The sequence below is a fragment of the Providencia sp. PROV114 genome (assembly GCF_032704305.1).
Taxonomy (GTDB): Bacteria; Pseudomonadota; Gammaproteobacteria; order Enterobacterales; family Enterobacteriaceae; genus Providencia; species Providencia rettgeri.
This window is the reverse complement of the sequence record NZ_CP120528.1, coordinates 1570120-1584561: the sequence shown is the minus strand read 5'-3', so window position 1 is coordinate 1584561 and position 14442 is coordinate 1570120. Positions and strand designations below refer to the sequence as shown.

Annotated in this window: 12 protein-coding genes; all 12 read right to left on the bottom strand. The window is 43.0% G+C overall.

The features are described from left to right. Nucleotides 1-48: 48 nt before the first annotated feature. Nucleotides 49-5088 carry an alpha-2-macroglobulin family protein gene (locus tag P3L37_RS06820; protein WP_272667344.1) on the bottom strand — a complete coding sequence of 1680 codons (5040 nt, stop codon included), beginning with the start codon at nt 5086-5088 and terminating at the stop codon, nt 49-51. Nucleotides 5089-5404: 316 nt separating this feature from the next. Further along, on the bottom strand, nt 5405-5857 hold the full coding sequence (locus P3L37_RS06815) for an enhanced serine sensitivity protein SseB C-terminal domain-containing protein (RefSeq protein ID WP_004912652.1): 453 nt from the start codon (nt 5855-5857) through the stop codon (nt 5405-5407). Between the two features lie 111 nt (nt 5858-5968). After that, a complete protein-coding gene (gene pepB, locus P3L37_RS06810; protein ID WP_272667343.1) occupies nt 5969-7264 on the bottom strand; it encodes an aminopeptidase PepB in 1296 nt (431 codons plus the stop codon). A 173-nt stretch (nt 7265-7437) separates the two neighbouring features. Further along, nucleotides 7438-7638: a Fe-S cluster assembly protein IscX gene (iscX, locus tag P3L37_RS06805; RefSeq protein WP_004912658.1), complete on the bottom strand. Its 201-nt coding sequence runs from the start codon at nt 7636-7638 to the stop codon at nt 7438-7440. Nucleotides 7639-7972: 334 nt separating this feature from the next. Then, nucleotides 7973-8308: an ISC system 2Fe-2S type ferredoxin gene (gene fdx / locus P3L37_RS06800; protein ID WP_004912660.1), complete on the bottom strand. Its 336-nt coding sequence runs from the start codon at nt 8306-8308 to the stop codon at nt 7973-7975. Between the two features lie 2 nt (nt 8309-8310). Beyond that, a complete protein-coding gene (gene hscA / locus P3L37_RS06795) occupies nt 8311-10161 on the bottom strand; it encodes a Fe-S protein assembly chaperone HscA (RefSeq protein ID WP_004912663.1) in 1851 nt (616 codons plus the stop codon). 12 nt (nt 10162-10173) lie between these two features. After that, the gene (hscB, locus tag P3L37_RS06790; RefSeq protein ID WP_004912668.1) at nt 10174-10695 is read right to left on the bottom strand and encodes a co-chaperone HscB; all 522 of its coding nucleotides are present in this window, start codon (nt 10693-10695) and stop codon (nt 10174-10176) included. An 88-nt stretch (nt 10696-10783) separates the two neighbouring features. After that, entirely contained in the window at nt 10784-11107 is a 324-nt protein-coding gene (iscA, locus tag P3L37_RS06785; protein WP_004912669.1) for an iron-sulfur cluster assembly protein IscA, read from the bottom strand. Nucleotides 11108-11308: 201 nt separating this feature from the next. Continuing rightward, nucleotides 11309-11695 (bottom strand): Fe-S cluster assembly scaffold IscU, encoded by a 387-nt coding sequence (iscU, locus tag P3L37_RS06780; protein WP_004264914.1) that lies wholly within the window; start codon nt 11693-11695, stop codon nt 11309-11311. 24 nt (nt 11696-11719) lie between these two features. Beyond that, entirely contained in the window at nt 11720-12934 is a 1215-nt protein-coding gene (locus tag P3L37_RS06775; RefSeq protein WP_004912674.1) for an IscS subfamily cysteine desulfurase, read from the bottom strand. A 121-nt stretch (nt 12935-13055) separates the two neighbouring features. Beyond that, the gene (gene iscR / locus P3L37_RS06770) at nt 13056-13553 is read right to left on the bottom strand and encodes a Fe-S cluster assembly transcriptional regulator IscR (RefSeq protein WP_004264917.1); all 498 of its coding nucleotides are present in this window, start codon (nt 13551-13553) and stop codon (nt 13056-13058) included. A gap of 119 nt (nt 13554-13672) precedes the next feature. Beyond that, nucleotides 13673-14404 (bottom strand): tRNA (cytosine(32)/uridine(32)-2'-O)-methyltransferase TrmJ, encoded by a 732-nt coding sequence (gene trmJ / locus P3L37_RS06765; protein ID WP_004912680.1) that lies wholly within the window; start codon nt 14402-14404, stop codon nt 13673-13675. Nucleotides 14405-14442 lie beyond the last annotated feature (38 nt).

Sequence of the window (14442 nt, the reverse complement as noted above, 5' to 3'; positions counted from 1 at the left end):
AAAAAAGCCCTTATATCTGAGTATCAATATAAGGGCTTTAGAAGGTGATTAGCGAACGATTTCTAATTGGCCATCTGAGTAGCCAGTCGCACGCCAGTCAGGGACATACATTGATTCAACTTGTGGTACCGGAATACTATACACACCCGGCGTCACCGCTCGCGCTAAGTAGACTAAGGTCGTTGGGCGGTATTGCTGAACTTCAACCGCAGCCACAAAACGGTCATCACGGTATTCCATATGGCGTATTTGCGATTGCTGCATGTCATCAATTAATTCTTGCAGGTTCGGCGCGGACTCACTCAAATTAGCGCTACTGTTAGCTAAATTTTGGTTTTCCAGTTCTAAGCCTGCGGGCAGCAAGTCAACCACTAACGCATCCGGCACACTTTGGGATGCTTGAACTTCCAGTTTAACCACCACCATTTCACCGCTTCTTAATCTATCTAATGAAATGCGATTGCCTTTCATATCATAGTAGCTACGAGTGATACCTAATACATTCGAGCTTGGTTTTGGTGAATGTTGCGGATAACCCACCACATTTAAGCGTGTATACAGAGTATTCGTTCCGCTGTTTTCGATGCTATAACCTGTCTCCAATTGATTTTTACTCAGGAATTCACTTACAGGTTTATCTGAGACCATCGGGGGTTCTTGGCCATTAATCGTAGCTTTCCACGGTGCTTCACTTTCATTTAAGTAGAAACGACCCGCTAAATACAACGCATTGCTCTCTTGTGTTGAGAAATAACGTTGTGAAGTCAAGTTATTAGACAGAGTTTGCAGTTTTTGGTCACGGGATTTTGGCATTAAATTATATTCATTTAATAGCGCAACAATCATCGCGTCATCACGGATCACCGAACCGTAATCCCCTACATAGCTATAGCGGTTACGTTGTTTTTTCAGTCCGTCAATCACTGCACTCTCACCACGTGATTTATCACCCATCAAGTTCAATGCAACTCCAAGCTGAACCAGAGGTAAACCACTTGCTGCAGAGTTTCTTTGGTTATAAAGTTGACGTAATGCGCCTAACGGTGCTTTTTGCTGTGATGCTAACACTAAACCTGCATAGGCCTGAGTAGCAAAACGAGCGCCCTCTTGGTTTTCCGTATACGGGTAGTTGATTTGACTACCATCCTGTAAATAGCTCAGTAGACGCGTATTGGCGTTACTTATCGCCTCTTGCGGGACAGTAAAGCCACGTTGATTGGCTTTATTCAAGAAATCCGCCGCATACGCAGTTAACCAATACTCTTCGCGACCGTTCCTATCCCATAATGAAAAACCGCCATCATTACGTTGCATACTTAACAAATGTGGAATACCAATTTCAATCGCTTTATGGCGGTCCGCATCTGTTTGCGTTTTAATCCCTAACTTATTCAGTTCGGCTTGGGTTGAGAACAATGAAGGGTATAAACCACTGATAGTTTGCTCTAAACAACCGTATGGATAAGCAAATAACTCTCGAATATAACGTGAGATATCTAATGGCGGACGGCTGGTTAACAGGACTTGCCCTTCAATGGTATCCGGTTGCAGGCCTGCAATTTGGTTAGTTGGCAGTGCCCATGAAGTACCTGGCTCAATGGAAGTGGCAAAAGAAACCGTTTCTGCTGGCTGTGCCGGACGAACACCCACTTTCCAACTATTGCTGTAGTCTTTATTCGCTTCGCCTTGAATTTTCACGCCATTAATGGTCATCGAAACTTCGCCTTCACCGAAGCCGTAGTCTGCTCTGACAGGTAAATTAATGGTGGTGCGTTTGCCTTTTGGTAACTCCAACTCACGGCTGCTGACGCCATCAAGTTTTACCATTCCTGATGCCTTGAAATTAACAGTCACATTTTGTGTGTTATCCGTCATATTGGTCAAATCAAGCGCAAAGTAAGACTTATCACCGCCCGCCATAAAGCGAGGCATCGACATTTGTGTCACTAATGGTGCCGCGACAATCACTTTGCTATCCGCATGGCCGAACTCTTTTTCATTCCATGCTTGAGCCATCACACGTAATTCCCCGTTAAAATCAGGGATAGCAAGGCTAATTTCACCCTCACCGTCTTTATTTAATGTGACAGGTTTGGCTTGCTCCGCAATGATTTGCACTTCAGTGAGTGGCTTCATACCACCACGCTCTAATGCCGCATCCTCGCTGTCACCACCAAAGCGTAAGTTAGCAATCTTACCTTGTCCTTCAATTAAGTGACCATAAACGTCATACTGATCAACGCCATAGCGCTTGCGGCCAAAAAAGGCGTCATACGGGTCTGGGGTTTTGAAATCCGTGATATTTAATACACCAGTATCAACTGCAGATAACAGCACATTCACTTTTTCAGGTAACGGTTTGCCATCTTGCGCTGTCGCTTTAATTTTTACCGTTAAGTCTTGATTAGGGCGCATTTTGTCTGGCGTCGTTAAGGCCAACGCAATCTTACGGTTTTCATCTGCAATTGGTAAATGCAACACACCCACCGCACGTTTCACCGTGGCTTCTTTAGAGTCATCACCTGGACGAACAACGACGGCAGAAACGTATAAATCATGACGAGCCCACTCTTTATTGACTGGGATTTCAACGTCTAAGCCCTTTTCTGGTACATCAATTTCTTCCCACCACAGTGGGCCATTACTCGACTCGAGCAATATATAGCCTTTGCCGGCTTTAGGGGATTCAATGCGAACTTTGGCTTTTTCACCCGGTAAATATGCAGGCTTATTCAGGCTGAGTTTCACTTGGTCAGGACGAACTGAGCCGCTTCCCCCTGTGTTATCTTGCCATGAATACCCCGCCCAGAACTGGACGCTGGAAACGAGCTGATTCTCTGGGTTTAATACCTCTAAACGGAATGCCCCCCAATCCACAGGGAAGGAGACTTTCGCTGTACCGTCTTTGGCGATGGCAATATTTTCATTCGCCATAACAAGGTCTTTTTGGTCATAATTTGAAGACCAACCACCACTTTCAGACCAACTCCAGTAATAATCACGGCGTTCATACACTAAACGCACGGTTAAGTTTTCTGCTGCCAGTTTATTACCCGCCGCATCCGCCATGACTAATTCAAATTCTGCGAGTGAATTTTCATCCACATTGTGGCGTTTGACATAACGATCTGTGCGGTAATCGTAAATTTCTTTTTTGGCAAATAATGGACGAATACCGACTAGTTTTTCCGCAGGCCAAATGGCTTGCTCAGCACGACGCGTCACTGGACGTCCGCCAGCTTCGAGTAAACTTGCTTGTAAAACTGCCGAAATTGGTGAACGTGTTGAGCTCCAATTACTGTTTGGAATTGAAATGACGGTTTCACCGTTGCTGTCCAGCGTCAAGTCAAACTCATCTAATTTACGAGGTAAGCCCTCTTCATTGACAGCGCCAAATTCAAAACCGGGTAATTTTGCTACCGCTTCACGGTCTGCTTTTAAAACAATTTGGCCTTGCAACTGGTTGTCTGCTGCAGGTGCTCCGTATAAATAACGGCCTTGAATATCAAAATCAACTGACTGGTCAGTTAAACGAGGAACATCACTGCCAACAATTTCCAGCGCCATGCGTTCTGGCATGAAATCTTCAACATTGAATTTGTAATAACGTTGCGGTGAACCGTCACCTAAATCAAAACGTAACGACCAACCGCCCGTTTCTGCATTTTTAGGAATTTCAAATTGGTATTGATATAACCCATTTTGGTTTTCTTCCGGCTGCCACACGAAACTACGAACCACTTGCCCATCTGTTTTTAATACATCAACTTTAACCGGCTGAGTTTTAACTGGGTTACCATCGCCATCACGCAGTAAGCCATTCACCAGCAGCAGTTCACCCGGGCGATATAAATCACGCGGCCCAAAGGTGAAAAATTGTTTTGCATAGCCTTCTGGCCCTGAAATATCAAATTCAGACAGGTCAAGTGCCGGCTGCGTGAGATCAATCATACTGGTTTGCCCTTCATGGGTTGCCAGTAATAATTTTCCACCCGCTAATTTATCTAATTGAGCGTGACCATCACCATCTGTGGTGCCTTTTGTCACTAACTGACCTTTTTCATCCAAAATACGTAGCTCAACGCCTTTAATGGCAGAGCCTTTCGCTAAGGATTGCGTGAAAATATCGACTCGGTCTTGGTAACTGTGTAGTGACACGCCAATATCACTTAATGTGAAGACGGTTGCAGGGAATTGATAGCTATAGCTGCCTGCTTTTTGCATGATGGCCAAATATACGCCATCTTGCTGTAATTCTTTGACATCTTTCAACGGCAGTAAAATAGTTTGGCGAGTATTTTTATCTGGATTTAAATCAAAACGGCCGGTATAAGCCAGCTCCACTTTGTCGAGAAACTCTTCTGAATACCAATACTCATAATTACTACGATACTGCCACTGCGCTAAAAATTGTGGCAGCTGCTTTTCATCCACACGGAAGAAATTAACATCAACCTTATCAACATTCAGCGCAATCACAGGTAAACCCTGTGCGACCTTACTCGGTAATAAAGAGCCTTTACTTGCAAAACCAACTGTTGGGATGATTTGCGCCGTGGTGAGTTTTTTCTCAAAACTTTCGGTCGTTGTACGCTCATTAACCGCTTTAATACCCGGGTTAATGGTGAGGTTTAATTCTTTAGACGGTGGAAGGTGACGAAAACGTAATTCCATTTGGTTATCAGACAGTTCCCAAGCGCCATCTAACTTACCGGTTTTAACATCAATGAGGTTTATGTACTGGCCAAAATCTTGGTTTGCTTGTAATGGAACGGAGAATGTCACCACCATGGCACTCGCACCATCAAGCTGCAATTCAGACGCATCCAAAATGGTGAGATCTTTCCCTGCATATTTTTTTACCATTTCTTCAGTGGAAAGTTTCGGTGCTGCTTTTTTCTGCTCTGCAACTGGCGCTGTTTTAGTTTGATTTTCTGGCGCTGTCGTGGAAACATTTGGCTCATTTTTGGTTGCTTCTTCTGTATTATCACAACCGGCCAATGCCACGACAGATGCCAACGCAAGTGCTAAATAACGCTTTTTGGTTTTTAGACCCGCCAATGAAGCCCAACTAGATTGTTGTTTCATTACCGCCCGCCCTTTAATTAGTTAAAATTTATTCTGTTTTTTTAAGGTTTTAACAGGAGGTTAAAACCCACTATATACTTGGAAATGGCTAAAAACACACACAGATAAATACTGCTGATATTGTTTCAATTATCAATATAATTTAACAGAATGTGATTAGAACACCTATCAGACAAAACGGAAAAAATGATGGGCGAGAAAAACAGTGAAATGAAATAATATTTTTTAAATAGTAAGCAGAATATATATTTAATAAATGAGCAATATGCCTTTTATGAGTGAGAAAAACATTTTTCTCACTCTATACATGGAACTATTAGGTGTTTTTTACTGGGATTGTGTCTCGTAAGAAGCTACCAAGGCGACGCTGATAAAAAGGCTGAATATGTTGAGTAATAAAGTGGCTGACACCTTGCTCATTCTCATTTACCACACAAAAATCAATAGATTCGTCATCGGCTAAAAACTCACAAGCAAGTGTCCCCGCCTCATGAATAATGGAATCAATATTTTCTGCCCCTGCAGTAAACTCTAACGCTATCATTAATATTGGCGTTTCTTCAGCGTTATCACTCTCTACTGCGGAGACCATAAAACCGCGTCTCACGACTTTGTGTTGTTTAAAAAATTCGCTAAGCGCATCAACAATAGCCTGCGGCTGTTCTTCTAACACACTTAATTTAAGTGATGAGCCTTTCGGTACGGTTAACTCAGTAAATTGGATCTCAGTTTCTTGGGTGGAACTGTTATTATTCGATTGCTGCGACATTGCCAATCCCCTGCTATTAAAAAGAAGAGCTTATTATACTCGCAAATACATCAAGATAAAAAATAGGCACGAAAAGTTACCTTCCCGTGCCTGTTATTAATCAAACATTCACTACTTTGATTTACTGATTAATAAGTTTGCTAATGTTCTTACACCTGTACCCGTTGCGCCTTCTGCCCATAAGCTAACTGCAGATTTACGGTAAGTCGCGGAGCAGTCGATATGTACCCAATTTTGACGATAATTTTCGACAAAATGCGATAAAAATGCCGCAGCAGTGCTTGCGCCTGCAGTGTGCGATGGTGCCGCGATGTTGTTCAAATCCGCAAAGCCAGACGGTAATTGTTGGCGATGGAACTCTGCCAAAGGTAAACGCCAGAACAGTTCAAACTCAGCGTCTGAAGCGCTCATCAAGTCAGCAACTAATTTATCATCGAAGCTCAACACTGAATGGTAGTCATTGCCCACGGCGGTTTTCGCCGCACCCGTCAAGGTTGCAGCATCAATGATCAGCGTTGGTTTTTCTTTGCTCGCATCAATCAGGCCATCAGCTAACACAAGGCGGCCTTCAGCATCCGTATTCATAATTTCAACGGATTTACCATTACGGTAACGAATAATATCACCCAATTTGAATGCATTACCGCTAACCATATTGTCAGCAATACACAGGAACATTTTGACGCGTTTTTGTAAGCCACGAGAAATCGCCAATGCCAATGAACCCGCTAAGGTTGCAGCACCGCCCATATCCGCTTTCATTGAATTCATGGAAGACGATGGTTTGATGCTATAACCACCTGAATCGAAAGTAATACCTTTGCCGACTAACGCAGCAAAAACAGAGGCATTTGGGTTCGCACCTGGGTTGTAATCTAACGCTAAAAAGACAGGTGGGCGACTTGAACCACGACCGACCGTATGAATACCGGTATACCCCTGTTCTAATAAGTCATCGCCTTTAATAATGCGGTAGCTAATGTCTTGTGCGCCCACAGTGCAGAGTAAATCAATGGCGCGTTGTGCGAGTTGTTCTGGGCCTAACTCTTCTGCAGGTGCGTTAATGACATCACGTACCCAATCAATGGTACGAATACGGTTTTCTAATTCTTTGCGGTCTGCTTCAGGCAATACTGGCCATTCAATCGTTCTCGCCCCTTTTGGCGCACGAAAACCTTGCCAAAATGCCCAGCTTTTTTCTAAATCCCATCCTTCGCCAGCCAAAGCAACATTGCGGATCCCTTGACCATCTAATTTACGGCCAGCGCTTTGTACTGCACATAATTTACCTGCATGTTTCAGGTGGATTGTCATCCCTTTATCACTAGAGCTTAACAATGCGCCTTCACCCCAACAAGGTGCAGCAGGCTCACAAGAAATCATTACTGGCATAATTTGTTTTGTCATCGTTTTTCTCACTTTGTCTATTTTTGCAGACAGTAAAAACCCATTGATTCTGTCGGCAGATAGCATTACCTTAACTGATAAATACCAATAGGGATATCATTATAGTGCTGATATAAAATAAAAAACCGAGCACTATTTCTGACAGTCACTCGGTTTTTAGGGTAAAACTCTACTTATTCGAACTCATCCAGCCAAACTAACAAAATGGCTTCTAGGATTTTCTCATTCGATTTTTGCGGGTCATCATCAAATTCTTCTAAATCACAAATCCACTGGTGCATATCAGTAAAGCGCACCGTTTTAGGATCAACATCAGGAAATGCGTCGTACAGTGCTTCACCGATTTCGCGGCTATTTGACCATTTTAAACTCATGTTCTCTCACCAATTTGATTATTAAATGATTTTTACCATTGATGCTCTACGTTACAACGCCAAACATGCCGAGCATTTCAATTTTTTAAATAATTCACATTGTAGCTAGGCGGCGATTGAGCTAATCCCTAGGAGCATACAAAAGTATGTGATTCGAGTTAGCGAAAGAAGCCAACAACGCTACAGTATGAAGTATGACGAGCGTTTCTATTTTTTAAATAATTCACGTTGTAGCTAGGCGGCAAGTTGAGCTAATCCCTAGGAGCATACAAAAGTATGTGACTAGGGTTAGCGAAAGAAGCCAACAACGCTACAGCGTGAAGTATGACAAAAATCAGTGTTCGCGGGCGTGATTGATAGTATAACGAGGGATCTCTACCACTAAATCCTCATCCGTCACCAATGCTTGACAACTTAGACGGCTTTCAGGCTCTAACCCCCATGCTTTATCTAACATGTCATCTTCGAGTTCACTGCTTTCTTCCAGTGAATCGAAACCTTCACGAACAATACAATGACAGGTTGTACAAGCACAGGATTTTTCACAGGCGTGCTCAAGCTCAATACCGCTGCGTAGTGCAACATTTAAAATAGATTCGCCTTCTTGTGCTTCAACTACTGCACCGTCTGGACATAAATCACTATGAGGTAAAAAAACTATTTTAGGCATAATTATATCTCATCCACAGAATGGCCTGACAACGCTTGGCGAATGGAGGTATCCATGCGACGCGCTGCAAACTCCTGCGATTGCTTATCCAGTTGTTTAATGGCATTTTCAATTACGATTGGGTCTGTACCCTCAACCGCTTTAATTAACTCATTGACTGCATTATCAATTTCTGACTCTTCTTCTGGCGTCAGTAAATTGCCATCTTGGGCTAATGCGCTCGTTAAACTTTCAAGCACTCTTGCAGCTTCAACTTTTTGCTCCGCTAAGCGGCGCGCATTTAAATCATCTTGCGCGTTAGTCATTGAATCTTTAATCATGTTTGAAATTTCGTTATCCGTTAACCCATACGATGGCTTAACTTGAATCGATGCTTCTACACCTGTCGATTTTTCCATGGCGCTAACACTCAACAGCCCATCGGCATCGACTTGAAAAGTCACACGAATATGTGCCCCACCTGCGGCCATCGCTGGAATATCACGCAAGGTAAAGCGAGCTAATGAACGGCAATCTGCCACCATTTCGCGTTCACCTTGTACGACATGAACGCTCATCGCCGTTTGACCATCCTTAAAGGTGGTAAACTCTTGGGCTCGAGCAACAGGGATGGTGGTGTTACGCGGGATCACTTTTTCGACTAATCCACCCATCGTTTCCAAACCAAGAGAGAGTGGGATCACATCTAACAACAGCATCTCGCTATCAGGCTTGTTTCCGACTAAAATATCCGCTTGAATTGCAGCGCCAATGGCGACAACTTTATCTGGGTCGATGGATGTCAGTGGTGATTTACCAAAAAACTCCCCGACTTTTTGACGTACTAGTGGCACACGAGTCGAACCACCGACCATCACGACATTCAGAACATCTTCAGCCTCAACACCCGCATCTTTTAACGCACGGCGACAAGCCATCAGAGTGCGCTTTACGTAATTTTCAATTAACGTTTCAAACTGCTCACGACGAATTTCCCCTTGCCAGTTGGCAAGCTGAATAGTCACTGTTTCTGCATCACTAAGCGCAACTTTGGTTTCTGTCGCCACATTTAATAACTGACGATTTAAATGATGATCACCTTGTAATGAAACCCCTGCCTGCTCAGCAATCCACTGAGCCAATACTTGGTCAAAGTCATCACCACCAAGCGCGGTATCGCCGCCCGTTGCTAACACTTCAAAAACACCACGGCTCAGGCGTAAAATGGACACATCAAAAGTGCCACCACCGAGGTCATAAACAGCAATCACACCTTCTTGCCCAGAGTCTAATCCATAGGCAATCGCAGCCGCAGTCGGTTCATTCAGCAAACGCAATACATGTAAGCCTGCAAGGCGCGCTGCATCTTTGGTCCCTTGGCGTTGTGCATCATCAAAATAAGCCGGTACTGTGATCACTACGCCATCCATTTCCCCACCTAAGGTTTCTTCAGCACGTTTTGCTAGTGTTCTTAGAATGTCAGAAGAAACTTGGATTGGGTCAACTTGGCCAGCCACGGTTTGAATAAACGGCAAACCATTTTCACTGGCAGTCAATTGATAAGGTAAGTCAGGGTAGCGTTTTTGAATATCGGCTAATGAACGCCCCATCATACGTTTCACTGAAATAATGGTATTGACCGGGTCTTGCTCGGCAAGTTGTTTCGCTTCCCATCCCACTAATTTGCTTTCGGGTTGATAATTAACAATCGATGGTAATAAAAAGCGCCCTTGGCTATCAGGCAAAGCTGCAGCTTCACCACTGCGCACTGTCGCAATCAAAGAGTGGGTGGTACCTAAATCAATGCCTGCAGCCAATTTGCGTTGATGCGGAGCTGCTGTCATACCGGGTTCGCTGATTTGTAGTAACGCCATAATCGTTTTCTCTTAAAATTCATCTAGTAATCGTTCTTCGAGTTGCTCTGCTTGCTGCTGAAGCTTGTCGAGAAAACGTAGTTTACGTACGGTATCAGCGGCTTTTTCCCACTGCATGGCATCTAGCTCTGTCACCATCAGTGCACTTCGTGCTTGCTGCATTTGTTTGACGCTCTGCATAAATTTAGCCAATAGATCAAGTGCGTCATCACTGTTCTCAATATTGTCTAACTCTTCGCGTAGCTCAAGTTGCTCCATCAAAAATGCCGTATCATGCATGGTATGTTGTTCGTTATTAATATCAAAACCATGCAATGAAAGCATATATTCCGCGCGTTTTAGCGGATGACGGAGGGCTTGATAAGCAGCATTAATGGTTGCTGCTTTTTGTAGTGCTTGCATTTTCTCCTGTTCAGAACAGGTTGCAAAACGGTCAGGATGGTATTGACGCTGTAAGTCTTGAAAACGTAACGTCAGTTGTTCGCTATCGATGGCATAGATGGGAGTCAACCCAAAAAGAGTAAAATAATCCATAAGTGCTCAGTTTCTCGAACCGGTTACCAATACCACTAATAAAATAAAATTAGTAAGATTGGCCAAAAATTAGGCTTAATAAAACGCATTATACGTGAAAACTTTCACCGCATCCGCATTCACTATTGACGTTAGGGTTATTAAATTTAAACCCTTCGTTTAAGCCTTCTTTCACGAAATCCAGCTCAGTACCATCAAGATAAACAATGCTCTTGCCATCGATGATGACTTTCACACCTTTATCTTCAAAAACTGTGTCTTCTTCATTGATTGTATCAGCAAATTCAAGAACATAAGCCATTCCTGAACAACCTGAAGTTCTTACACCTAAACGCAAGCCTTCGCCTTTCCCACGATTTTGTAGAAAGGATTGAATACGCTGCGCAGCACTTTCTGTAAGAGAAATAGACATTGCAAACCTCACTTTAGAAACAAACAAGGCAGATGCTACTCATGAGTCGCATCCGCCTTCAAATTATTTTATACCCACCCTATTTCTAAACTAAGAAACTCAGCGATGTTTAGCCTAGACGCCGTGGGTATTGTTCCAGTTATAGGACGATAACTTGTTGTTATTTATTAATATGGGTTGCCCTATAGACTGATTAAAAACTTATTTGCTTTGGCGTTTGCTTTTGTAATCAGCAATAGCAGCTTTAATTGCATCTTCAGCCAGAATTGAACAGTGAATTTTCACTGGTGGTAATTCTAACTCTTCGGCAATCGCTGTATTTTTGATTGACTCCGCTTCGTCCAAACTTTTGCCTTTCATCCATTCAGTCACGAGTGAACTTGATGCAATTGCTGAACCACAACCATAAGTTTTAAAGCGTGCATCTTCAATAATGCCGTCATCATTTACTTTAATCTGTAATTTCATGACGTCACCACAGGCAGGTGCGCCTACCATACCGCTACCTACGCTTGGGTCGCTGTTATCAAACGAACCAACGTTGCGTGGGTTTTCATAATGATCGATAACTTTTTCACTGTAAGCCATTTTTAAACTCCTGAAACCGTCTGATTAATGGTGAGACCATTCGATGCTGTTAAGATCTACGCCGTCTTTGAACATTTCCCATAAAGGAGACAGCTCGCGTAAGTGGCCAATTGCGCCATGAATCATTTTGATTGCATAGTCAATTTCTTCTTCTGTCGTGAAACGACCTAAAGAGAAACGGATTGAGCTATGTGCCAGCTCATCATTCATCCCTAAAGCGCGCAGTACATAAGAAGGTTCTAGGCTTGCAGAAGTACATGCAGAACCTGAAGATACAGCCAAATCTTTTAATGACATCATCAGTGATTCACCTTCAACATAGTTGAAGCTGACGTTCAGAATGTGCGGCGCACCGTGTTCTAAATCACCATTGAGGTAAACTTCTTCGATATCTTTAATGCCATTCCACAAACGTAACCGTAAACCGCGTAAGCGTTCAGATTCCGCCGCCATTTCTTCTTTGGCAATACGGTAAGCTTCGCCCATACCCACGATTTGGTGTACAGGTAATGTCCCAGAACGCATACCGCGCTCATGACCACCCCCATGTTGCTGCGCTTCAAGGCGAATACGCGGTTTGCGGCGCACATATAACGCACCGATACCCATTGGCCCGTAAAGTTTGTGAGCAGAGAATGACATTAAATCCACTTTTAGCGCACTAAGGTCGATAGGTAATTTACCTACGCTTTGTGTTGCATCAACGTGGAAAATAATTCCTTTGCTACGGCATAATTCACCGATAGCTGCGATATCCTGCACAACCCCAATTTCGTTATTAACATGCATAATAGAAATTAAAATGGTGTCTTCACGGATAGCGTCTTGTAGGTCTTGCATAGCAATTAAACCATTGCTTTGTGGTGACAGATAAGTCACTTCAAAACCTTCACGCTCTAATTGGCGGCAAGTATCTAAAACGGCTTTGTGTTCCGTTTTACAGGTAATAATGTGGTTGCCTTTCTTTTTATAGAAATTAGCAGCGCCTTTAATCGCTAAGTTATCAGACTCAGTTGCGCCTGAGGTAAATACAATTTCACGTGGGTCAGCACCCACTAATTCGGCGATTTGATTGCGAGCAATATCCACCGCTTCTTCAGCTTGCCAGCCGAAACGATGAGAACGGGACGCTGGGTTACCAAAGTTCCCATCCATTGTTAAACATTGCATCATTTTTTCAGCCACACGCGGGTCAACCGGTGTTGTTGCTGAATAATCAAGATAAATTGGTAATTTCATTGCTCACTTACTCCAAAGGACAAGCTAACTTGCCTTTAATTTTTAAAGATACAAATGGCGGAAATTAGCTCTTCGTCTAATAACTCACCAAAATGTACCGACTGCAATTTTTTTAATATTTTTAAGCACGTACATTGATAATCGATTCAGGTGTAATCCCATTTGGCATGGTCTTACGCTGTTCGTTATCTTGTCTATCAGCAACAACCATGACTTCTTGGTTTTTAACCAGTTCATCAAGGCTAATGCTGCTAAGGAAACTTGTAATTCTATCGCTTAAATCGCGCCATAATGCGTGAGTTAAGCAGCGATCACCATTTTGGCAACCTTCTTTATTACCCTGACAACGGGTGGCGTCAACAGATTCATCTACCGCAGCGATTACTTCAGCAACAAAGATTTGGTCTGCGTCTCTACCAAGCAAATAACCGCCACCTGGACCGCGCACACTCGAAACTAACTCGTTTTTACGTAAACGAGAGAAAAGTTGCTCAAGATAAGAGAGGGAAATTCCCTGACGTTCAGAAATGTCAGCTAAAGGCACTGGACCTGACTGAGAGTGTAATGCGACATCTAACATCGCAGTTACTGCGTAACGCCCTTTGGAAGTGAGTCTCATAACATATTACTCCATGGTAAATTATGGTCAGATTGTGACATTCCTGAGTAATTTAGTCAACTATTTACCTGACTAATTTACTCAAGTATTATTCACCTGATTTTACCACGGATTTAACCTCACTTTTTCGCCCATTTTTCCATTGATGTTAAGATACCCCGCAGGATATGTAACTCTTGGGTTTCGATATGCGCTCGAGTGAATAAACGGCGTAATTTATTCATAATTAAGCCAGGGTGCGCTTTACGAATAAAACCTGATTCATTCAACACGCTCTCAAGATGGACATAAAAACGTTCAACATCTTCTGACGGTGGGTATTCTACCTCATCATCAGCGGAAATTACCGTATTTTTTTCATCCATTGAAAGATACGCCATGCGTATTTCATAACTCACCAATTGCACTGCCATCGCTAAATTCAAAGAACCGTATTCTGGGTTTGTGGGGATATATAAATGATATTGGCATTTTTGAAGTTCTTCGTTGGTTAAGCCCACTCGCTCACGGCCAAATACGATAGCAACAGGTGATTCTTTGGATTGCTCAACAGATTTAATGCCGCATTCACGTGGTTCAACCATTGGCCAAGATAAGGTGCGAGAACGTGCACTGGTACCGATCACTAACTTACAGCCTTCTAAAGCTTCATCGAGAGTTTTAACTATTGTCGCATTACCAATAACATCACTTGCCCCGGCAGAAAGCGCAATAGAGTGTGAATCAGGTTCAACGAGAGGATTAACGAGGTACAGATTAGAAAGCCCCATGGTTTTCATGGCACGAGCTGTTGAGCCCATATTACCAGTGTGTGAGGTTTCAACAAGAACAATACGGATATTATCTAACATGATTTATACGTTTAATGAAAAAATTATCGCAATAGCTT

Bases quoted from the DNA above. Each gene is read 5' to 3' on its own strand.
- iscU (WP_004264914.1), bottom strand. From the start codon at position 11,695: ATGGCTTACAGTGAAAAAGTTATCGATCATTATGAAAACCCACGCAAC.
- trmJ (WP_004912680.1), bottom strand. From the start codon at position 14,404: ATGTTAGATAATATCCGTATTGTTCTTGTTGAAACCTCACACACTGGT.
- P3L37_RS06775 (WP_004912674.1), bottom strand. From the start codon at position 12,934: ATGAAATTACCAATTTATCTTGATTATTCAGCAACAACACCGGTTGAC.
- iscA (WP_004912669.1), bottom strand. From the start codon at position 11,107: ATGTCTATTTCTCTTACAGAAAGTGCTGCGCAGCGTATTCAATCCTTT.
- P3L37_RS06815 (WP_004912652.1), bottom strand. From the start codon at position 5,857: ATGTCGCAGCAATCGAATAATAACAGTTCCACCCAAGAAACTGAGATC.
- P3L37_RS06820 (WP_272667344.1), bottom strand. From the start codon at position 5,088: ATGAAACAACAATCTAGTTGGGCTTCATTGGCGGGTCTAAAAACCAAA.
- hscB (WP_004912668.1), bottom strand. From the start codon at position 10,695: ATGGATTATTTTACTCTTTTTGGGTTGACTCCCATCTATGCCATCGAT.
- iscX (WP_004912658.1), bottom strand. From the start codon at position 7,638: ATGAGTTTAAAATGGTCAAATAGCCGCGAAATCGGTGAAGCACTGTAC.
- pepB (WP_272667343.1), bottom strand. From the start codon at position 7,264: ATGACAAAACAAATTATGCCAGTAATGATTTCTTGTGAGCCTGCTGCA.
- iscR (WP_004264917.1), bottom strand. From the start codon at position 13,553: ATGAGACTCACTTCCAAAGGGCGTTACGCAGTAACTGCGATGTTAGAT.
- hscA (WP_004912663.1), bottom strand. From the start codon at position 10,161: ATGGCGTTACTACAAATCAGCGAACCCGGTATGACAGCAGCTCCGCAT.
- fdx (WP_004912660.1), bottom strand. From the start codon at position 8,308: ATGCCTAAAATAGTTTTTTTACCTCATAGTGATTTATGTCCAGACGGT.